The organism is Streptomyces sp. ADI95-16 (assembly GCF_003721495.1).
In the GTDB taxonomy this organism is placed as follows: domain Bacteria; phylum Actinomycetota; class Actinomycetes; order Streptomycetales; family Streptomycetaceae; genus Streptomyces; species Streptomyces goshikiensis.
The window spans coordinates 5359213-5380248 of sequence record NZ_CP033581.1; the positions used below are offsets into that span (position 1 = coordinate 5359213).

Annotated in this window: 19 protein-coding genes; 14 read left to right on the plus strand and 5 right to left on the minus strand. The window is 71.9% G+C overall.

Annotated elements, in window-relative coordinates; all coding sequences use genetic code 11:
• The first annotated feature begins 148 nt into the window (after window positions 1-148).
• The 4 genes from EES41_RS24060 (at window position 149) to EES41_RS24075 (ending at window position 1669) form a co-directional block, all read left to right on the plus strand.
• Entirely contained in the window at window positions 149-478 is a 330-nt protein-coding gene (locus EES41_RS24060) for a hypothetical protein (protein WP_123082666.1), read from the plus strand.
• Between the two features lie 184 nt (window positions 479-662).
• On the plus strand, window positions 663-1031 hold the full coding sequence (locus tag EES41_RS24065) for a WhiB family transcriptional regulator (RefSeq protein ID WP_073773160.1): 369 nt from the start codon (window positions 663-665) through the stop codon (window positions 1029-1031).
• Window positions 1028-1360, plus strand: a complete 333-nt coding sequence (locus tag EES41_RS24070) for a hypothetical protein (protein WP_123080275.1) — start codon at window positions 1028-1030, stop codon at window positions 1358-1360. Before EES41_RS24065 ends, EES41_RS24070 begins: the two co-directional genes overlap by 4 nt.
• Before the next feature lie 102 nt (window positions 1361-1462).
• Window positions 1463-1669 (plus strand): hypothetical protein, encoded by a 207-nt coding sequence (locus EES41_RS24075; RefSeq protein WP_073773308.1) that lies wholly within the window; start codon window positions 1463-1465, stop codon window positions 1667-1669.
• 15 nt (window positions 1670-1684) lie between these two features.
• Here EES41_RS24075 and EES41_RS24080 read toward each other — a convergent pair whose 3' ends face one another.
• The gene (locus EES41_RS24080) at window positions 1685-3013 is read right to left on the minus strand and encodes an AarF/ABC1/UbiB kinase family protein (protein ID WP_123080276.1); all 1329 of its coding nucleotides are present in this window, start codon (window positions 3011-3013) and stop codon (window positions 1685-1687) included.
• Window positions 3014-3229: 216 nt separating this feature from the next.
• Here EES41_RS24080 and EES41_RS24085 point away from each other — a divergent pair, with 216 nt between their 5' ends.
• Window positions 3230-6442: a tetratricopeptide repeat protein gene (locus EES41_RS24085; RefSeq protein WP_123080277.1), complete on the plus strand. Its 3213-nt coding sequence runs from the start codon at window positions 3230-3232 to the stop codon at window positions 6440-6442.
• 8 nt (window positions 6443-6450) lie between these two features.
• Here the strand turns inward: EES41_RS24085 and EES41_RS24090 are convergent, their stop codons facing one another.
• On the minus strand, window positions 6451-7554 hold the full coding sequence (locus EES41_RS24090; RefSeq protein WP_123080278.1) for a ThiF family adenylyltransferase: 1104 nt from the start codon (window positions 7552-7554) through the stop codon (window positions 6451-6453).
• A gap of 242 nt (window positions 7555-7796) precedes the next feature.
• On the opposite strand from EES41_RS24090, the gene EES41_RS24095 reads away from it, so the two are divergent.
• The 4 genes from EES41_RS24095 to EES41_RS24110 all read left to right on the plus strand — a co-directional run bounded on the left by EES41_RS24095 (window position 7797) and on the right by EES41_RS24110 (window position 11562).
• A complete protein-coding gene (locus EES41_RS24095) occupies window positions 7797-8336 on the plus strand; it encodes a M48 family metallopeptidase (RefSeq protein ID WP_254211558.1) in 540 nt (179 codons plus the stop codon).
• Window positions 8337-8453: 117 nt separating this feature from the next.
• Complete coding sequence (locus EES41_RS24100; protein ID WP_123080279.1) at window positions 8454-10088, plus strand: TerD family protein; 1635 nt, start codon at window positions 8454-8456, stop codon at window positions 10086-10088.
• Window positions 10089-10108: 20 nt separating this feature from the next.
• Window positions 10109-10789: an AIM24 family protein gene (locus tag EES41_RS24105; protein ID WP_008741483.1), complete on the plus strand. Its 681-nt coding sequence runs from the start codon at window positions 10109-10111 to the stop codon at window positions 10787-10789.
• A 17-nt stretch (window positions 10790-10806) separates the two neighbouring features.
• On the plus strand, window positions 10807-11562 hold the full coding sequence (locus EES41_RS24110; RefSeq protein ID WP_123080280.1) for an AIM24 family protein: 756 nt from the start codon (window positions 10807-10809) through the stop codon (window positions 11560-11562).
• Window positions 11563-11652: 90 nt separating this feature from the next.
• Here EES41_RS24110 and EES41_RS24115 read toward each other — a convergent pair whose 3' ends face one another.
• Window positions 11653-12189 (minus strand): NUDIX hydrolase, encoded by a 537-nt coding sequence (locus tag EES41_RS24115; protein ID WP_123080281.1) that lies wholly within the window; start codon window positions 12187-12189, stop codon window positions 11653-11655.
• The gene (locus EES41_RS24120; protein ID WP_123080282.1) at window positions 12186-13625 is read right to left on the minus strand and encodes a zinc-dependent metalloprotease; all 1440 of its coding nucleotides are present in this window, start codon (window positions 13623-13625) and stop codon (window positions 12186-12188) included. Before EES41_RS24120 ends, EES41_RS24115 begins: the two co-directional genes overlap by 4 nt.
• 268 nt (window positions 13626-13893) lie before the next feature.
• On the opposite strand from EES41_RS24120, the gene EES41_RS24125 reads away from it, so the two are divergent.
• From EES41_RS24125 to EES41_RS24140, 4 genes are all read left to right on the plus strand, one after another.
• The gene (locus EES41_RS24125; RefSeq protein WP_123082668.1) at window positions 13894-15015 is read left to right on the plus strand and encodes an SDR family oxidoreductase; all 1122 of its coding nucleotides are present in this window, start codon (window positions 13894-13896) and stop codon (window positions 15013-15015) included.
• Window positions 15016-15381: 366 nt separating this feature from the next.
• Window positions 15382-15843 carry a molybdenum cofactor biosynthesis protein MoaE gene (locus tag EES41_RS24130; protein WP_073773151.1) on the plus strand — a complete coding sequence of 154 codons (462 nt, stop codon included), beginning with the start codon at window positions 15382-15384 and terminating at the stop codon, window positions 15841-15843.
• Between the two features lie 157 nt (window positions 15844-16000).
• The gene (locus EES41_RS24135; protein WP_008741489.1) at window positions 16001-16213 is read left to right on the plus strand and encodes a hypothetical protein; all 213 of its coding nucleotides are present in this window, start codon (window positions 16001-16003) and stop codon (window positions 16211-16213) included.
• A 121-nt stretch (window positions 16214-16334) separates the two neighbouring features.
• Window positions 16335-17423, plus strand: a complete 1089-nt coding sequence (locus EES41_RS24140; protein ID WP_123080283.1) for a PDZ domain-containing protein — start codon at window positions 16335-16337, stop codon at window positions 17421-17423.
• A gap of 27 nt (window positions 17424-17450) precedes the next feature.
• Here EES41_RS24140 and EES41_RS24145 read toward each other — a convergent pair whose 3' ends face one another.
• On the minus strand, window positions 17451-18020 hold the full coding sequence (locus EES41_RS24145; RefSeq protein WP_174261728.1) for a PPA1309 family protein: 570 nt from the start codon (window positions 18018-18020) through the stop codon (window positions 17451-17453).
• 132 nt (window positions 18021-18152) lie between these two features.
• Here EES41_RS24145 and EES41_RS24150 point away from each other — a divergent pair, with 132 nt between their 5' ends.
• The gene (locus EES41_RS24150; protein WP_250569763.1) at window positions 18153-21029 is read left to right on the plus strand and encodes a UPF0182 family protein; all 2877 of its coding nucleotides are present in this window, start codon (window positions 18153-18155) and stop codon (window positions 21027-21029) included.
• The last annotated feature ends 7 nt before the right edge of the window (window positions 21030-21036 follow it).

A 21036-nucleotide genomic window follows, 5' to 3' on the forward strand; every position in this document is an offset into this window, starting at 1 on the left:
GCGAATCCCCATAGGTTCTTAGCAACGGAAACGGTGGCTTCTCCGAAGCCCCGGATCCGTGCTGTACTTATCCGAATACGCATGGGACAGGTCCTCCGGGGCCGAGTCCCCGAGACGCCGAGAGGAGGCGAGACCAGTGACCAGCTTCATGACCTTCACCAAAATGACCGATCGCCCGGTTGCCGCTTCCTGCCTGCTCGGCTCCTCTGCTCTCCTGCCCTCCCTCCGGGGTACCGGTCTGTCCGCGATTTCCGCCGACAGCCGTGCCTTCCTGGCCGCGCCCTCCGCGCTGTCGGCGAGTGAGCGCAATGAGCGACCGATCCAGGCACCGGTGGCAGTAGTGGCTGAAGCCCAGGCGCATGGCGCCTATGGATTCGCCGCCGCAGCCGGTGCCGGATCCCTGAAGAAGCAGACGACGACGCAGCACCACCTGATGTGGGCCTTCCGCGGGCTCGAACCCTGGAGTGATCCAGCCTGATCTCACGATCAGGCCGGCGCCTTCAGGGCCGCGGAACCCCACCCGGGATCCGCGGCCCTTCTGTTTGTCCCCGAACGGGGACGGACGCCCGAAGGTGCCTCGGGACTGGAAAGACCAGGTACCAGCCGACCCCGGCCGACCCCGGCCGGAACGACTAGACGACAAAGACGAGGAAGAAAACACCGTGCAACTCGAAGCGCACGCCCCGTCCGTACCGCAGACCCAGACCCTCTCCCCGCCCGCAGTCCCGGAGGACTCCACCTTGACTCCGCTCACCGCGCTCACCGCGCTCGACGACGCCATCGAGAACCTCGGCGTCCCCGTTCCCTGCCGCACCTTCGACCCCGAGGTCTTCTTCGCCGAGTCCCCGGCCGACGTCGAGTACGCCAAGTCGCTCTGCCGCACCTGCCCGCTGGTCGAGGCCTGCCTCGCCGGGGCGATCGAGCGCCGGGAGCCCTGGGGCGTCTGGGGTGGCGAGCTCTTCGTCCAGGGAGTCGTCGTGGCCCGCAAGCGCCCGCGTGGTCGTCCGCGCAAGAACCCGGTCGCGGCATGACCGCCCTCGGAACCATCGACCGTCCCCTGACGCACGACCCGCTGAAGCAGGCCCTCATGACCCCCAACACCACCACGAGCGAGCAGCCGCACGGCTCCGCCACCGCAGACTTCATCACCGCAGGCGCGATGACCTCGCGTCAGAACAGGACCCGCGAAATGCAACTCATCCCAGAAGCCATGGCCCGTGCCCATATGGACGACCGCATGCGTGAGGTCGACGCCGAGCGTCAGGCCCTGCGCCTGGTCGCCGCGCGCCGCATGCAGCGGCGAGCCGAGCGCGTTTCCCTGCGCGCCCGGCGGGCACTCGCCATGGCGGTCATGCACTAAGGAGCCGGCAACGGCTCACCCCGGGGGGACCGGTCCGAAGGGACCGGTCCCCCCGGTGCGTTGCGGTGGGCCGTCCAGCCCCGGCGGGGATATCGTCTGGTGGTGGACCAGCCGAATCCCCACCCCACCCCGTCGGGACATCAGGCCCAGCCCGTCGTCTGCGCGCGCTGCGGCACACAGTCCCCTGACGGCGCCCCGCCCACCTGGACCTGCTCGGTGGAGAACGGGAGCAGACAGTACTTCTGCGTCGACTGCGCGCGCGCCAACCTCCGCGCGATCGAGGGCCGGCTCGACTCCTCCTGGTGGTGACCGGCCCGCCGCCGCTCAGTCCTCCGGCAGGAACCCCGGAAGCCACTCCTCCAGCTCGTCCCGCAGCCGCACCGTCGCGCCGAGCTGGCACAGCACCCCGATGGTGCTCAGCGTCACCCGGTGGATCAGCAGGTACGAGGGCGGCAGGTTGATCTGCCGGCCCAACTGGTGTGCGGGGGAGCGCGGATCGGCGATCCTGGCCGCCTGGCCGCGCAGCCACGGCCGGGTGAAGGTGAACTCCTCGGCCTCGGCGGGCTCGATGATCGGCTTCAGGTAGTCCAGCACCGCGTCGGGATCCAGTTCGATGCTCTCCCGCACGAACCCCTCGTCGCGCAGGTGCCCGTAGACCCCCTCGGCGTCCCCGTCCAGCGTCATCCGCAGTGACCTGCCGATGGGCTTGGGCCAGCCGCCGGGCAGCCGGTCCACCGTGCCGAAGTCCAGCACGCCCAGCCGCGTCCGCCCGTCGGCCCCCGATATCAGCCGGAAGTTGCCCGGGTGCGGATCCGCGTGCAGCAGCCCGGTGCGCGCGGGCCCCGAGAAGAGGAACCGGGCCAGCAACTGGCCCGCGCGGTCGCGCTCCTGCGGCGTGCCGTCCGCGATCACCTCCGACAGCGGGGTCCCGTCCATCCACTCGCTGACCAGCACCTGCTCGCCCTGGTGCACGACATCCGGGACGACCACGTCTTCGTCGTCCACGAAGGCGTCCGCGTGGCTGCGCTGCGCCTCCGCCTCCAGCTCGTAGTCCAGCTCCTCCGCGACCCGGTCGCGCAGCTCCTTGATCAACGGCTTGATGTCCATGCCGGGGATCAGCGGGCCCAGCAACCCGGCGAACCGGCCCAGCTGTTTGAGGTCGGACAGCAGCGCCTCCCCGGCGCCCGGGTACTGGATCTTGACCGCCACCTGGCGGCCGTCGTGCCACACCGCCCGGTGCACCTGCCCGATCGAGGCGGCCGCGGCGGGCTTCTCCTCGAATTCCTCGAACAGGTCCCGCCAGTCCTCGCCGAGCCGCTCGGCCAGCACCTGGCGCACCGTCCCCGCGGGCAGCGGCGGGGCCGCCTCCTGGAGCTTGGTCAGCGCCGCCCGGTAGGGCCCGGCGACCTCCTCCGGCAGCGCCGACTCGAAGACCGACAGGGCCTGCCCGAACTTCATCGCACCGCCCTTGAGCTCACCGAGCGTGCGGAACAGCTGCTCGGCCGTGCGCTGCTGGAGCTCGCGCGCCACCAGCTCCGCCGACTTGCCCCCGATGCGCTTGCCGAGCCCCCAGGTGGCCCGGCCCGCGATACCGAGCGGCAGCGCGGCCAGCTTGACCGTGCGGGTGACCGCTTTCCGGGGAAGATCAGACACAACGCCCCTCCAGTTCCCAGACAGCTGTGCCGCGAGCGGCAGCCCAGGGATGTCCCCCGAGCCTTCAGACACAGGCATCCTGTCATGGCCGTCCCGGCGGCCCCGGGGCAGGCGCCCGCCCGATCGTGGCGGGATCCGGCCGTCGCCGGACAGTGCCCGCCCGCATGGGACAGCATGGTTGCCCGGCAGCCGTTGCCGGCGGTGAGGGGGCTGTGGATGGCGGGGCGGGGACCTTCGAGGCAGGAACTGATCCGGCGGCGCCGCTCCAACGGCTTCATCGGACGGCAGGGGCAGGTCGCGGGCTTCCGGGAGGCCCTCAAACAGCCCCTGGACGAGGCCGGGCAGTTCCTCTTCCACGTGCGCGGCCCGGCCGGCGTCGGCAAGTCCACCCTGGTGCGGCAGCTGGAGACGATCGCTCGCGAAGGGCAGGCGGTCACCGCCTGTGTGGACGAGGCGGCCGCGGACGCCGTCGAGGCGATGGAGGCCATCAGCGCGCAACTCGCCCAGCAGGGCGCGCCGCTCAAGGCCTTCGACAAGCTGCTGACCACCTACCGCCAGCGCAGGCACGAGGCCGACGCCGGAGTCGCGGTGGCCGCCGCGGGCGCGGACCCGGCGGCCGGCGGCGCCCCCGCCCCGTCTCCGTCGAGCGTGATCGCCTCCCAGCTGGGACTGGTGGGACTGGGCATGATCCCGGGTGTCGGCGCCTTCACCGGCGCGGTCGACCCGAACCAGGTCGCGGCCGGCGCGGACCGCGTCAAAGCGCTCCTCAGCACCCGGTTGCGCACTCACGGCGACGTCGAACTCGTGCTCTCCCCACTGGACGCCCTGACCCCGGTGTTCCTGGAGGAGCTCTCCGACGTCGCCCGCAGACACCCGTGGGTCGTGCTGTTCTTCGACACCTACGAGCGCACGGGACCGGTGCTGGACACCTGGCTGCGGGACGTACTGGTCAGCGAACGCCACGGGGAGCTGCCCGCCAACGTACTGGTCACCCTCGCCGGACAGTCCCGGCTGGCCGCCCGGTGCTGGGAGGACTGGTACGACCTGGTCACCGACTGGCCCCTTGAGGTGTTCACGGACGCCGAGGCCCGTCAGCTGCTCGCCGGAAAGGGAGTGACGGACGAGCGGGTCGTCGAGGTGATCCTGCGCCTGTCGGGGAGGCTGCCGGTCCTGGTCTCCACCCTCGCCGAGAGCCAGCCCGGCAGCGTGGAGGAGATCGGGGACCCCAGCGGCACCGCCGTCGAGCGGTTCCTGAAGTGGGAGGCCGATCCCGCCCGCCGGGCCGCCGCCCTGGCCTGCGCGTTCCCGCAGGAGCTGGACGAGGACGTGTTCCGCGCGGCGGTCGAGGAGGAGGCCGCCGAACTGTTCGGCTGGCTGCGCTCGATGCCCTTCGTCACCGACCGCTCGGGCCACTGCCGCTACCACGAGGTCGTCCGCGGTGCGATGCTCCGCCTCCAGCGCCGGCAGTCCCCGGCACGCTGGGAGCAGTTGCACACCCGGCTGGCCGACGCGTTCGGGCGGCGCCGCGCGCGGCTGGAGGAAGCCGCCGCTCCGGCCGACGGCTGGTGGGAGGACGAGCGCTGGCGCGGCCACCGGCTCCAGGAGACCTACCACCGCCTGTGCGCCGACGCGCGCGCCGCCCTCCCGGCTGCCCTGCGGGAACTGCTCGACGCCTACGACCACGGCACGATCAGCCTGCGCCGCTGGGCCCAGACCCTGATCGCGGCCGGCCGGGACTGCGACGAACCCGCCGTCACCGGCTGGGGCGAGCAGGTCATGGAGTCCCTGGGGGAGGAGCCGCACGACGAGATCGCCGTGCTGACCCTCCTCCTGGCCCGCGCCGGTCTCGACCCCGCGGGCCAGTCGCTGGCCCTGACCCTGCGGGGCAGGAACCACCGCAACGCGGACGCCTATCCGCAGGCCCTCGCCGACTACGAGCACGCCCTCGCCCTCGACCCGGAGAACGAGCGCGCCCACTTCGGCCGCGGCCGGACCCGTCATCTGACAGGGCGGCTGGACGAGGCGATCGCGGACTACACCCGCGCCGTCGAACTCGCCCCCGAGGACCTCATGAACGTCTCCTACCGTGGCCTCGCCCTTCAGGTCGCCGAGCGGTACGAGGAGGCCGTCGCCGACTTCGACCGGAGCCTGGAGCTCAAGAGCGACTACGAGTGGGCGCTCACGAGCCGAGGCGCCACCTTCCGGCTGATGGGCCGGTACGAGGAGGCGCTGGCCGATTTCAACCGCGCCGTCGACCTCGGTCCCGGCAGCGCCTGGGCCCATGCCAGCAGGGGCGCCGCGTTCAACTCGATGGGGCGGTACGAGGAGGCGCTCGCCGACTTCGACCGCGCGATCGAGCTCGAACCCGACTACGACTGGCCGCTCGCCTGCCGGGGTGACGTCTACCGCTCCCTGGGCCGCCACGCGGAGGCGGTGGCCGAGTTCACGAGGGCCATCGCGCTCACACCGGACTACCGGTGGGCCCTCGCGGGCTGCGGATACGCCTACACCTCCCTGGGCCGGTACGAGGAGGCGGTGGCCGTCTTCACGCGGGCCATCACGCTCGCACCGGACGACTACTGGGCCCTCGCCGGCCGCGGCGACGCCTACCGACGGCTGGCCCGCTCCGAGGAGTCCCTGACCGACCTGACCCGCGCGATCGACATCGAGCCCGCCTACTCCTGGGCCTTGGCCCGCCGGGGTGACCTCCACCGCGGCCTGGAACGGTACGGGGAAGCCGAAACCGACTTCACGCGGGCGATCGCGCTCCACCCGGACTACGGCTGGGCGCTCACGCACCGCGGTATGACACGGGCGATGCTGGATCGCCAGGATGAGGCCGTGGCCGACTACGACGCGGCCATCGGGCTCGATCCGGACGACGGCTGGGCCCTGAGCCACCGGGCCATGTCCCACCGGATGTCGGGGCGGTGCGAGCAGGCGCTGGCCGATCTCGACCGGGCCGTGGAGATCACCCCCGACGACACCTGGCCGCTCACCAGCCGCGGTCTCCTGCACCGGCTGCTCGGTCACCACGACGCGGCGCTGGCCGACCTCACCCGCGCGCTCACCCTCGAACCCGACAACGCCTGGTCCCAGTACGAGACCGCGGTGGTGCTCCATGCCCTGCGGAACCCCGATCGCGACGGACACCTGACCCGGGTGGTCGAACTCCTCACGCCCGAGGCGGCCGAGGAGACCCCGGACCCGGCGGACGTGGGCAACCTCCTCCTCGCGCACTGCCTGTGGGACCGACGGGAGGCGGCCGAGCGCCACCTCGCCCGGTTCCTGGAGACCGGCCCGCCGCCCGGGCAGCTGCACGAGCTGCTCCTGGCCCTGCGCAGTCTGCTTCCGCTGGTCCCGGCGGCCGGGCCCTGGATCTCGGAGTTCTGCCGCACCGTCGAGGCGGCCCGCGCGGCGCCCGCCTAGCCACCTCCTCATGACGGCACCGCCTGCTCCGAGGGGACGGCCGCCGCGCAGGGGCAGTCCGGGTGGGGGCGGACCGGTGAGGAGTCCCAGTGCAGGGCGGGCAGCGCCGCCTCCCAGCGGGTGGCCGTCGAGGCGGGGAGTTCCCCGTCGAGGAAGGACAGGGCATGGGCGGCGGCCAGGCCGGCCACCGCCGTGGACAGCCCCAGGTCACAGGCGGCGGCAGTGCGCCGCCGGTGCGCCGAACGCCACTGGACCAGCATCCGGGGCCAGGCCGGGTCCCGGTCGACCCGCTCGCGCTCCATGCACCCCGCGCAGGCCGTGGCGCCCGGGAGGACCAGGGGGCCCACCACCCCGGTGCCCTCCAACACCCCCGCGTACAGATGCGGGGTGCCGGAGGCGATCCAGTCGGCCGCGCCGCCCGGATCCGGGGCCCAGGCCTGGAGCCCGTCCCGGGGCGCGACCACCACCAGGGCCAGCCCCGGCTCCGGCCCCTCGGCCTCGGCGGCCCGAGGCGCCCGCCCCGGGGCCGACTCCCGCACCAGCGCCCCCGCGGCCTCGGCCCGCAGCCGGCCCACGCAGCCCGGGCCCAGCCCGCCCGGCGCCACGTCGGCCGCCTCCACCCGGCCCCCGTCCAGCACATCGACCCGGCCCACCCCGGCGCCCGCCAGGACGGCGGCGATCAGCGCGCCCACCCGGCCGCTGCCGCGCACCTGCACCCGTATGGCCCGGCGGGCGGCGATCCCGCGCAAGTCCCCGCCGGGCTGCCGGCGCACCAGCGAGAGCGAGGCCAGGTCGGGCCCGAGCCGCTCCAGGGCCTCCGGCCGGCGCCGCACCTCCTGGGCGCGCGGTCCACCCGCCGTGGCGTCATCGAGCAGCCCGGCCCCCGCCAGCCGCCGGACGAGCTCCGCCACCTGCCCCTCCGGCAGGCCCATCCCCGCAGCCTCCGTCCGCAGCAGTTCCATCCCCCGCGTGCCGTCGATCCGGTCGATCAACGATCCCGTCGCCGTGTCCACCGGGCCGAGCACCACCGCGTGCGCGGGCGTCACCCCGAATTGCACCGTCTGCAGGTCCCGCCAGGCCCGGGCGAGCGCCGGCTTCACTTTCGGATACATGGCAATCCCCCTCGTACGAGAGCGGCCGACCGCCGCCCCCAATTGCTCGTCCTCACAGCGTGCCCGTCCACCGCATTCGGTGCGGGAATTTGTCCACAGGCAAGGGGTATTAGGCATATGAGATGAAGAAAAGGGGTGTTTCCCGCGCGATCCCGCGCGATCCCCCGCGACCGGCGAATTGATCATGATCGAAGCCCGCACGGGTGGCACTTCCGCCGCGACGAACGGGTACCTTCGGTGGCGTGTCCGCCGACCCTTCGCAGCGCGCCGTGGAAGTCCGCCGGAGCGCGCGCCGCCGCAGGACCGTATCCGCCTACCGTGAGGGTGACCGGACGGTCGTCCTGATCCCCGCCCGGATGTCCGAGGCGGAGGAACAGCGCTGGGTGGGCGTCATGCTCGACAAATTGGCCGCCCAGGAGAGCAAACGCACCCTCGGCGACACGGAACTCACCGAGCGGGCCGAGCGTTTGTCGGAGCAGTACTTCAGCGGCCGCGCCCGCCCCCGCTCGGTGCGCTGGGTCACCAACCAGAACACCCGCTGGGGCTCCTGCACCCCCGCCGAGGGGAGCATCCGGCTCTCGCACCGCCTCCAGGGCATGCCGGAGTACGTCGTCGACTACGTGCTGCTCCACGAGCTGGCCCACCTGCTCGTGCCCGGTCACGGCCCCCGTTTCTGGGGGCTGCTGGAGGCCTACCCGCGCACCGAGCGGGCCCGCGGCTACCTGGAGGGAGTGGTCGCCGCCGAGCGCCTCCCCAAGGTCCCCGCGGCCCGGGAGGAATGACCCGGCGTAACGCAGCGTGATGTGTACCGGCTCGGTACCGACTTGGCCGGATGTCGCCGGGAGCCGTTAGCCTGGGCCGCACGCATTCACAGTCGGGATGGGGGACGGTCGTTACGTATGGCCAGGGAATTCCAGCGAGGTCACAAGGCCAAGATCAGCGATCTGACGGCAGGCACCGACCTGTACGTGGGCGTGTCGATCGCCGGGCCCGGACTCACCTTCGACATCAGTTGTTTCGGGCTCGACGCGAATGAGCAGCTGTCGGACGACCGTTACTTCGTCTTCTACAACCAGCCGAAGTCTCCGGAAGAGTCCATTCAGCAACTCGGCGCGCAGGCCGGTGACAGCGAATCCTTCCGGGTGACCCTCGACCGGATTCCGGCGGGCATTCACCGGCTCTCCTTCACCGCGTCCGTCGACGGCGCCGGCCAGATGTCGCAGATCGGCCCGGGCTACATCCGGATCGTGGCCGGCGGCGAGGAAGTCGTCCGCTACTCCTTCACCGGCTCGGAGTTCAGCACCGAGCGCGCGCTGATGATCGGTGACTTCTACCTGAAGGACGTGTGGCGCTTCGCCGCCGTAGGCCAGGGCTTCGACGGCGGGCTCGCCGCGCTCCTGAAGAACTTCGGCGGCGAGGTCGCCGAGGAGGAGGCGGCGCCGGAGCAGCAGGTCCCGGCCCAGGCCACCGGTGCGCCCGGGTTCGCCCCGCCGCCGCAGGCCGCAGGCCCCGCGCCCTCCTTCGGCGCGCCCGCCCAAGCGCCCGCGCCCGCCGCGGCGTTCGCCGCCCCGCCCCAGCCCGCCCCGCCCCAGCCCGCCGCTCCGCAGCAGCAGCCGGTGCACTCGGCCCCCACCATGGTCGGCCCGCTCACCACGCCCCCGGCCGCGCCGTACGGCCAGCCGCCGCACCCCCCGCAGCAGCCCGGACCGCCCTCCTACGGCCAGGTCCCGGGCCGGCAGCCCGGCTACGGCGGCCAGGTGCCGCCGCCCGCCCCGGCCCCCGCGCCGTACGGCCAGCAGCCCGCTTACGGCCAGCAGCCCCCGTACGGCCAGGCCCCGGGCCAGGTCCCCGGCCAGCAGCCCGCCGCCGCCGGAGCCGGCCTCGCCGCCGCCCTCCAGCCGTACAAGGAGGCCCCCACCGGGGCCCGCTGGACCCCGCAGAACCAGCAGCTCATGCGGGTCGACCTGTCGATGGGCGGCCAGGCCGTCCTCGCCCGCCAGGGCAGCATGGTCCTCTACCAGGGCAAGGTGGACTTCAGCTACAAGGGCGCGGGCTTCGCCGGCCGCATCGTCGGCAACGCCACCGGCCAGGAGATGCAGCTGATGCGCTGCACCGGCCGCGGCCAGGTCTTCCTCGCCGAGACCGGCGCCCACCTGCACGCCATCGAGCTCCAGGGCGACGGGATCTGCGTCTCCGCCGAGAACGTGCTCGCCTTCGACGAGTCGCTCCAGCACGAGGTCCGCCGCATCGAGGGCCACGGCATCCCCGGCGGCGCCCTGTTCACCATGCAGTTCCAGGGCTCCGGCACGGTGATCGTCAAGACGCACGGCGTGCCCGTCGTCCTGCCCGTCACGCCGACCACCTTCGCCGACAGCAACGCCATCGTCGCCTGGTCCTCCGCCTCGCAGGTGATCATCTCCAGCCAGGTCCGGCTGCGGCGCAACGCCTACCCCGGCCACAGCGGCGAGACCGTGAACCTCCAGTTCCGCGGCGCGCCCGGCAACTTCATCGTCGTCCAGCCGTACGAGGTCTGAGGGAGCCCGTCATGAACGCAATGAACCAGCAGCTCGCGGGCTACGCCCCGACCCCCGTCACGGCCCGCATGGAGAACCACGGCCGGGCCATGCTCAAGGTCGCCATGCAGTCCGGCCAGGACCTCTTCGCGCGCACCGGCTCGATGGTCGCGTACGAGGGCTTCGTCCAGTACGAGCCGAACCCGCCCGCCGTCCGGCAGATGGCCTCGCAGTGGCTCACCGGCGAAGGCGCACCGCTGATGAAGTGCACCGGGGACGGCCTGCTCTACCTGGCCGACTACGGCGCGGACGTCGTCGTCATCAACCTCAACAACGACGCGCTCTCCGTCAACGGCACCAATCTGCTCGCCTTCGACGCGCACCTCCAGTGGGGTGTGGAGCGGGTCAAGGGCATGGCCAAGTTCGCCGGCCAGGGCCTGTTCAACGTGCAGATCTCCGGCACCGGATGGGTCGCGATCACCTCCCGGGGCACCCCGATCGTGGTCGACTGCGGCCGCGGCGAGGACGAGACGTACGTCGACCCGGACGCGCTCGTCGCCTGGTCGCCGAACCTCAAGGTCAAGGGCAAGCGCAGCTTCAAGGCCTCGTCGATGATCGGCCGGGGCAGCGGGGAGGCCTACCAGATGGCCTTCTCCGGCCAGGGCATCGTGGTCGTACAGCCCAGCGAGGACAGCACCGACCGGCTCCGGGCCCGGGGCTGAGGGGGAGAAGGCACATCATGCAGAGCTCACTTTTCGCCCACGCCGAGGCGCAGTCCCAGGAGCGGTACGCCGTCCAGAACCCGCAGCTGCTGCGGGTCTCGCTGACGGGCTCCGACGACGTCCTCGCCCGCAAGGGCGCGATGGTCGCCTACCAGGGCATCATCGACTTCGACGGCGAGTACCAGAGCGCCAATCAGCGCGGCGCCCGCCGCCGCACCGGCGAGGGCCTGGACCTGATGCGCTGCTCCGGGCAGGGCACGGTCTACCTGGCCAACCTCGCCCAGTACGTACACGTCGTGGATGTGGACCAGGACGGCCTCACGGTCGACAGCAGCTACGTCCTGGCCCTGGACTCCACCCTGCACACCGAGGTCATCGCGGTGGACAGCCAGTACGGAATCTCCGGATCAGGCAAGTACCAGCTGAACATCACCGGCCGCGGCAAGGTCGCCCTGATGACCTCCGGGCAGCCGCTGATGATGCAGGTCACGCCCGACAAGTACGTCAACGCCGACGCGGACGCCATCGTCGCCTGGTCGACCTCGCTCCGGGTCCAGATGCAGGCCCAGACGCACTCCACGGGCGTGTGGCGGCGTCGCGGCAACACCGGCGAGGGCTGGGAGCTCAGCTTCCTCGGCACCGGCTTCGCGCTGGTGCAGCCCAGCGAGGCGCTGCCCCCGCAGAACGCCCAGCTCGGGCAGGGCGTCGCCGCGCAGTTCGGCATGGGGCAGCAGGGAGCGCACGCCCAGAACCAGAACAACGCCTGGAACTGATTTTTTTACGAGAACACCTGGAAGGGGCGCTCCCGCCGATGCGGGGCCGCCCCTTCCGTCCACTCCTCCACCCTTCGCGGGGCCGGTCCCTCAGAGCCGGGCCAGCGTCCGCTCCAGCAGGCGCACGACCGAGGTGTCGGCCACCGCCGCCACCGTCTCGTACGGGAACCAGCGCAGGTCCAGCGATTCCTCGCTGATCTCCGCGACCGCGTCGGCCGGAGCCAGCGCCGCGTACTGGACGTCCAGGTGCCAGTTGCACGGCGCCGGGATCGGGTGCCGGTCCAGCCGCACCGGGCCGCCCGGCAGCAGGCTGAGCCCGGACGCGATGCCGGACTCCTCGACGGCCTCGCGCAGCGCCGCCCCGGCGAGGGTGCTGTCCCCGGGCTCGCAGTGCCCGCCCATCTGCAGCCAGATGCCGAGCTTCTTGTGCAGGGTCAGCAGCACGCGCCGCCCCGCCGGGTCGATCACCAGCGCACTGCCGGTGACGTGCCCCGCCCGGCAGGGCTTGTAGACCCCGTCCGGATGCGCGGCCAGGTGCTCCAGGTAGACGTCCCGCAGGGCGCGCTGCTCCTGGTCCTGGCCCTCGTACTTCTCCAGGACCAGGACCGTGTCGTCGTAGAGGCTCACTTCTGCTCTTCGCCCTCGCCGTCGCCCTGCTCGCCCTGCTTGCCCCGCTCGTGCTTCTGCGCGGCCTCGCCGAGCATCTTGTCGATCTCCGAGAAGTCCAGCTGCTCGCGGTGCACGAACCCGTCCGGGTCGTCCAGGTCGGAGGCGGTCGGCAGCATGTCCGGGTGCTCCCACAGCCCGTCCCGGCCGTCCACGCCGCGCGCGTCGGTGAGCGAGGCCCACAGCCGCGAGGCGTCGCGCAACCGGCGCGGCCGCAGCTCCAGGCCGATCAGGGTGGCGAAGGTCTGCTCCGCCGGACCGCCCGAGGCGCGCCGCCGGCGCATGGTCTCGCGCATGGCGTCCGCCGAGGACAGACGGGGCTTGGCCGCCTCGTGCACGACGGCGTCCACCCAGCCCTCGACCAGCGCGAGCGCCGTCTCCAGGCGGGCCAGGGCGGCCTTCTGCTCGGGGGTGTCCTGCGGCTGGAACATGCCGCCCTGGAGCGCTTCCTGAAGCTGCTCCGGGTTCGACGGGTCGAGCTGGCCGACCACGTCCTCCAGCTTCGAGGTGTCGACCGTGATGCCGCGGGCGTAGCCCTCGACGGCGCCGAACAGGTGCGAGCGCAGCCACGGCACGTGCGCGAAGAGCCGGGCGTGCGCCGCCTCGCGCAGCGCCAGGTACAGCCGGACCTCCTCGGCGGGCACGCCGAGGTCCTTGCCGAAGCCGGCGATGTTCAGCGGCAGCAGCGCGGCCTTGCCGGCCGGGCCGAGCGGCAGCCCGATGTCGGTCGAGCCGACGACCTCGCCCGCGAGGGTGCCCACGGCCTGGCCGATCTGCTGGCCGAACATGGCGCCGCCCATGGAGCGCATCATGCCGAGCAGCGGGCCCGCCATGGCCTGCATCTCCTCGGGCAGCACGCCGCCCATGGCCGCGCCGACGCGCTCGGCGACCGGGTCGACGAGTTCCTTCCACACCGGCAGGGTCGCCTCGACCCACTCGGCGCGGCTCCAGGCCACGGCGGTGGTGGCGCCCGAGGGCAGCGAGGTCACCCCGTCCAGCCAGTGGTCCGCGAGGCGCACGGCCTCCTCGACGGCCGACCTCTCGGCGACGCCGACGCTGGCGTCCTTCACGCCGTCCGGCGTGCCCTGGGCGACGGTCTGGCGGGCGATGTCCTTCGCCATGTCCCAGTTCACGGGACCGCCCTCGTAGCTCAGCATCTGGCCGATCTGCTGGAAGGCCGCGCCGAGGTCGTTCGGGTTCATCGAGCCGAACATCGCCGCGAACGGGTTGTCCGCACCGCCGGGGCCCGCGGGGCCGCCCGCGCCGCCCGGCAGCCCGCCGGCGAATCCGAACGGATTCGGGCCGCCCTGACCGCCCTGGTTGCCCTTCTTCTTGCCTTCGTCGCCGTCTTCCGGCTCCTCCGGCGGAAGGCCGAATCCGAATGGGGTGTCGCTCACGGGTTTCCTCGGCTCGTAGGGCCGTCGGCGGGTGCCGACGGGCAATGGTCCGACAACACCACCCAGCGTAGACACCACACCCGCTTCGGGGCTCGGTGCTCCGCCGGGTCCTGGGCTGCGGCAGGATGGACATCACCTGGTAGGTACGCGTTCACGCGCGTCCCCTACTGAAGACAACCGCTGGAGACGCCTGGTGAGTTCCCCAGATCCGCATGCGTTGGACAAGCACAGCCCGGACGAGCACGGCCGCGCGCCGCACGACGCCGAAATCCGCCCTGAGCACGGCGACGGCGCCCAGAGCGTTCGCCAGCCGCGAAATCCGGCGGGTCCCGCCCGCCGGGGCCCCGTGATCGCCGTCACCGGCGCCGCGGCCGGTGTCGGCGCTGCCCTGGTGAGCCGGCTGGTCGCCTCCGAGGAGGTCAAGGCGGTCGTCGCGATCGACGAGCGGCGGGGCGACTGCGCCGAGGCGCAGTGGCACGTCCTGGACGTACGGGACCCCGCGATCGCCGAGAAGCTGCGCGGCGCGGACGTGGTGGTCCACCTCGCGCTGGACCTCGACCTGGAGACGGACCCGGCGGCCCGTACGGCGTACAACGTGCGCGGCACCCAGACCGTGCTGACCGCCGCCGCGGCGGCCGGGGTGCACCGCGTCGTGCTGTGCACCTCGGCGATGGTCTACGGGGCGCTCCCGGACAACGACATCCCGCTCTCGGAGGACTCCGAGCTCCGCGCGACCGCCGAGGCGACCGGTCTCGCCGACCTCCTGGAGATCGAGCGGCTGGGCCGGCGGGCGCCGCGCGCGCACCCGGGCCTGAACGTCACGGTGATCCGCCCCGCGGTCCTGGTCGGCGGTACGGACACGGCGCTGACCCGGTACTTCGAGTCCCCGCGCCTGCTCGTGGTGGCTGGCTCCCGGCCGACCTGGCAGTTCTGCCACGTGGAGGACCTGGTCAGCGCCCTGGAGTACGCGGCGCTGGAGAAGGTCGAGGGCGAGCTGGCGGTCGGCTGCGAGGGCTGGCTGGAGCAGGAGGAGGTCGAGGAGCTGAGCGGCATCCGCCGCATGGAGCTCCCCTCGGCGGTGGCGCTGGGCGCGGCCGCCCGGCTGCACCGGATCGGCCTGACGCCGTCCCCGGCCGGGGACCTCGCGTACACGATGCACCCGTGGGTGGTCAGCGTGAGCGGGCTGCACGCGGCCGGCTGGCGGCCCCGCTGGACGAACGAGGAGGTGCTGGCCGAGCTCCTCCAGGAGGTCGCGGGCCGCCACACGGTCGCGGGCCGCCGGCTGGGCCGCAAGGACGCCGCCACTGCCGCCGGCGCCGCGGGCGCCACGGTCGCCCTCCTCGGCGCCGCCGCCGCGGTCCGCCGCGCGCGCCGCCGCCGCGGCATCTGACCCCAGGAGGCGGCCCCGGTCGACCCCGGTCGATCCTGGGCGGCGACCGGGGGCCCCGGAGCCGCTCCCGGGGGCCCGGAACCGCTCCCGGGGGCTCCGGAGCCTCACCCGGCGCTCCCGGCGGTCCCCGGATCCGCTCCCGGCGGTCCCCGGATCCGCTCCCGGCGGTCTCGGAGGTCCCGAGCCGCTCCCGGCGGATCCGGAGGCCCCACCCGGAGGCTCCGCAGCCTCACCCCAGCGGCCCCGGGGGCCCGGAGCCGCTCCCGGCGGGTCCGGAGGTTCTGTAGGAGGCTCCATATCCGCAGGTCGTACACCCGGTCGAATCGGCTCTATCGCCGGGCGGGACGGGTGGTGCACGATGGCTTCATGGCACCGCATTTCGACCACCCCGGCGAGCAGGCCGCCCAGGACCCCGTCCGGCTCCTCGCGATCCGTGAGACCCCGCTCTCGCTCGACGAGGTCTTCAAGGCCGTCGGCGACGACGCGACGGGCGGTACGGCGCTCTTCGTCGGCACGGTGCGCAACCACGACGGCGGGGCGGACGTCGACGCGCTGGGCTACTCCTGCCACCCCTCCGCCGAGGCGGAGATGCGCCGTGTCGCCGAGCGCGTCGTGGCGAAGTACCCGGTCCGCGCGCTCGCGGCCGTGCACCGGACCGGGGACCTGTCCGTCGGCGACCTGGCGGTCGTCGTCGCCGTTTCCTGCCCGCACCGCGGCGAGGCCTTCGAGGCCTGCCGCATGCTGATCGACGACCTCAAGCACGAGGTCCCGATCTGGAAGCACCAGAGGTTCTCCGACGGCACCGAGGAGTGGGTCGGGGCCTGCTGACCCCGGCGAAGCCCCCGCGTGCGGGGTCGCCCCCGCAAGGCGGTACCGTCACACCCGTTCGGCCGCGCAACACGCCCTCGATTTGCGTAACCCCCCTCCGGGCATGAGCGTTGAAGCCACCAACGACAGGTACTTTTCGGGGTAGGGAGGCAGGCCGATGGCGTCTCTGGCGTGGTTGCTGATTCCGCTCTTCGCCGCGATCGGGGCGGCGATATGGGGCAGCTGGGCGGCCCGCGACCGCACGCAAGGTGACATATCCGAACTCGCGGGCTACGCGCGATTCCGCGAGGCGATGGACCGGTCCGACCGGTCCGAGTCGAGGGCTCCGGCAGCGAGGGCCACGGCGCATTCCGGTTCCGACGCCGTCTGAGCGTCCCGGGAGCGCCGGTGAGGATCCCCGCCGGTGAGAATCCCCTGAGAGTTCCGCGTACGGCGCCCGTACGGACCGGCCCCGGGGGCCGCCCGCCAGGGCAGTCCCGTACTGTCGATCCATGCCACGCCGCACTGCGACGATGCTCGCTTCCACCCTCATGCTGTTCGTGCTGTTCTGCACGGGGTTGTTCATCAAGGTCCCGTACGCGGAGATGAGCCCGGGCCCGACCGTGAACACGCTCGGGGACTCGCGCGGCGAGGCCGTCCTCAGCATCTCGGGGCGCAAGACGTACCGGACCAGCGGGCACCTGAACATGACCACGGTCCGCGTCACGGGCGCGGACTACGACATGAACCTGCTGGAAGCGGTGTACGGCTGGCTGGCCGGCGACAACATCGTCGTGCCGCACGACAACCTGTACCCGAACGGGAAGACGGACAAGGAATCCACGCAGGAGAACGCCGAGGAGTTCAGCCAGTCGCAGGAGAGCGCCAAGGTGGCCGCCCTCAAGCAGCTCGGCATCCCGGTGAGCGCCCGCGTCGTGGTCTCCTCCGTCGTCAAGGCCAGCCCGTCCGAGGGCAAGCTGCACGCCGGCGACGTGATCCAGGCCGTGGACGGCACCCCGGTGAAGGAGCCCGGTGACGTCGCCAAGCTCGTCACCAAGCACAAGGCCGGCGAGCCCGTCGAGTTCACGATCGTGCCCGCCGCCGAGGCGGCCGAGGCCGAGCGCGCGCACCGGGAGCCCGGCAGCCCGACCAAGATCACGATCACCTCGGGCAAGGCGGAGGGCGACGGTCACGCCATCGTCGGCATCCGGGCGGGCACCGACCACACCTTCCCGTTCACGGTCGACATCAAGCTCGCGGACGTCGGCGGCCCGAGCGCCGGCCTGATGTTCGCGCTCGGCATCGTCGACAAGCTGACCCCCGAGGACCTGACCGGCGGGAAGTTCATCGCGGGCACCGGCACCATCGACGACGAGGGCAAGGTCGGCCCGATCGGCGGCATCCAGATGAAGACCATCGGCGCCCGCCAGGCCGGAGCCGAGTACTTCCTGACCCCGGCCGAGAACTGCGCCTCCGCCTCCGCCCAGGTGCCCGACGGGCTCACCCTGGTCAAGGTCTCCACCATCGACGACGCCACGAAGGCGCTGGAGAAGATCGGCAAGGGGGACACGGCCGGGCTGCCGCGCTGCGACAAGCCCTGACCGGCCCCCCCGGCCGTACGGCGCGCCCTACGAGAAGGTCGCGGCCAGCGCCTCCGCCAGCCCGGGCACCAGGCCGCCGCCGGTGAGCACCTCGGTCGAGGAGTCCTTCTCGCGCAGCCGGACGGCGGACTCGCGCGACCCGTCGCGCAGCACGGCCACGGTCAGCCGCACCTCCTGGCGCTCCGGGTGCCCGGCGACCCACTTCGCCAGCTGCTTGTCACTGAGCCCCTCCGGTACGGAGGCCTCCGCGGTCGGCGGCAGCATCAGCCGCTCCACCGTCAGCGCGCAGCCGGCGACCGACGGGGGCCACTGGATCGTGCCCAGGAACTTGTCGAGGGCGGTCCCGGCCGGCAGCTTGTCCTGCTCGATCGGGGTGAGGGAGGACTTGCCGGTGTCGTCCTGGTCGAGACCGAGCTGGCTCGCGAGGCGCGGCTCCTGCCTGCGGAGCTTTGCGGTGTCGACGAGGGCGAACAGCCGGGCGGGCTGGTCCCAGCCCAGGCCGGCCGCGTACTCGTCGATCTCAAGGCAGGCACGGGTCAGCGGACTGGCCGCCATGGGAGTGCCGGGGGAAGGCGAAACATTGGACATGGACAACATCCTGCCTCCTTTCCGACGGATACCGGGAACTGACTAAAGCCTCAGTAAGTTGCATGAGTGGGCCCTACGATCGGGGGCCCCGTTGAATACGAGACCCAGCGACTTTCAGAGGTGCGCACCTTGGCTTTCCAGATGCCGGACCGCGGCGGAGGCCCTTCGGGGCCACGGATGAGAGTCGGCCGCCCGTCCCGGCGTGCCCGCACTCTGCTGATGACCTTGGGTGTCCTGGCCGTTCTGGCCATGGCGTTCATCATGTTCGCGGGCTTCTGGACGGACTGGCTCTGGTTCCGCTCCGTGAACTACACCGTTGTCTTCACCACCACGCTGTGGACCAAGATCGGCCTGTTCGCCGTCTTCGGCCTGCTGATGGCGGGCGCCGTGGGCTTCAACATCTGGCTGGCGTACCGGCTGCGGCCGCCGCTCAGCGCGATGTCGATGGAGCAGCAGAGCCTCGACCGCTACCGGATGAGCATCGCGCCGTACAAGAGGTGGCTGCTCCTGGGCATCGCCGCCCTCGTCGGCATGATCGCGGGAGCCTCGGCGGCGGGCCAGTGGAAGACCTGGCTCATGTACGTGAACGGGGTGCCCTTCGGCACGAAGGACCCCCAGTTCAAGATGGACGTGTCGTTCTACACGTTCGACCTGCCCTGGTACCGCTTCCTGCTCGGCTTCGGCTTCGCCGCGGTCGTCCTGTCGGTGATCGCCGCCGCCGTCGTGCACTACCTCTACGGCGGACTGCGCGTGACCAGCCCGGGCGCCCGGGCCACCGACGCGGCGACGGGGCACCTGTCGGTGCTGCTCGGCCTCTTCGTGGCCTTCAAGGCGGTCGCGTACTGGCTCGACCGGTACGGGCTGGCGGTCAAGTCCAGCGACTTCAAGGCCGCCGACAACTGGACCGGCCTGCGGTACGTGGACGCCAACGCCTACCTGCCCGCCAAGACGATCCTCGTCGCGATCGCCGCGATCTGCGCCGTGCTGTTCTTCGCGACGCTGTGGCGCCGCGCCTGGCAGCTGCCGGTCATCGGCTTCGGCCTGATGGTGCTCTCGGCGATCCTGATCGGCGGGCTCTACCCGGCGATCGTGCAGAAGTTCCAGGTCCAGCCGAACGAGCAGGCCAAGGAATCCCCGTACGTCCAGAAGAACATCAAGGCGACGCGCGACGCCTACGGGATCGCCGGCTCCGAGGTCTCGGACTACCCGGGCGTGCCGCAGACGGACGACAAGGCCAAGCTGCGGCAGGCGGCCGACACCACGGCCAGCGTCCGGCTCCTCGACCCGAACATCGTGTCCCCGGCCTTCCAGCAGCTCCAGCAGGTCAAGGGCTACTACGCCTTCCCGTCCACGCTCGCCGTGGACCGGTACAGCGGCCAGGACACCGTCATCGGGCTGCGCGAGCTGAACATCGGCGGCATCCCGAAGAACAACTGGATCAACGACCACTTCAAGTACACGCACGGCTACGGCGTGGTCGCGGCCAAGGGCACCACCGTGAAGGACGGCGCCCCCGACTTCACCCAGTCCGACCTGCCCTCCAGGGGGATGTTCGGCACCGACTTCGAGCAGCGCATCTACTACGGCGAGCGGACGAAGCAATACTCGATCGTCGGCGGCCCGCAGAAGGAGCTCGACTACTCCGACGACAAGGGCGAGAAGGAGACGAGCTACCAGGGCAAGTCCGGGGTCAACCTGGACAGCCCCGTCAACCGGGCCGCGTACGCGCTCGCCTTCAGCGAGCCGCAGATCCTGTACTCGGGCGCCATCGGCGAGGGCTCGCGGATCCTGTACAACCGCACGCCCAAGGAGCGCGTCGAGGCCGTCGCGCCGTGGCTGACCATCGACGGCGCGCCGTACCCGGCCGTCGTCGACGGGAAGGTCGTCTGGATCGTCGACGCGTACACGACCACGAACGGTTACCCGTACGCCTCGCGCACCACGCTGGGCGACACGACCGCGGACTCGCTGACCAACAGCCAGCGCGCGGTGGTGGCGCAGGAGAACCAGGTCAACTACATCCGGAACTCGGTGAAGGCCACCGTCAACGCCTATGACGGCACGGTCAACCTGTACCAGTGGGACACCAAGGACCCGGTCCTGAAGACCTGGATGAAGGCGTTCCCGGGCACCGTGAAGCCCAAGAGCGACATCTCCAAGGCGCTCATGGACCACCTGCGCTACCCGCAGGACCTCTTCAAGGTCCAGCGCGAGCTGCTCACCCGGTACCACGTCACCGACCCGCAGACCTTCCTCAGCGGCAGTGAGGCCTGGGCCGTCCCGGACGACCCGACGGCCAAGGCGGGTACGGCGCTGCCGCCGTACTACCTGTCGATGAAGATGCCGGGCCAGCAGGAGAAGGACCAGGTCTTCTCGCTCACCACGACGTTCACTCCGAACGAGCGGCCCAACCTGAGCGCCTACATGGCGGTCAACGCGGATCCGGGCACCCCGGACTACGGGAAGATCAGAATCCTGAAGCTGCCGACGAGCAAGCCCGTCGACGGCCCCAAGCAGGTGCAGAGCAAGTTCCAGTCGGAACCGAAGATCGCCGAGTCCATCCGCCTGCTGCGCGGTGGCGACTCCGAGGTCGAGTACGGGAACCTGCTTGCGGTACCGCTCGAAGGCGGAATGCTCTACGTGGAGCCGGTGTACGTGCGCAGCTCCACGCTGAAGTACCCGCTGCTGCGCAAGGTGCTGGTGACCTACGGCAATCAGACGGCCTTCGAGGACACCCTGGACAAGGCGCTGAACGTGGTATTCGGTGCCGAGGCGCCGACCACGCCCGTGCCGCCGCAGCAGCCGCCGGGCGAGGGCACCGTCACGCCGCCGACCGCGCAGAACCCGACCGTCAAGGCGGCCCTGGACGACGCGACGAAGGCCATCGACGCCGCCGAGAAGGCCCGTCAGGCTGGCGACTGGGCGGCCTACGGCAAGGCCCAGGACGAGATCAAGGCCGCGCTGCAGCGGGCGATCGAAGCCGAGGCGAAGGCGACGGCGCCCAAGACGGGCGGCTAGGCCGCGG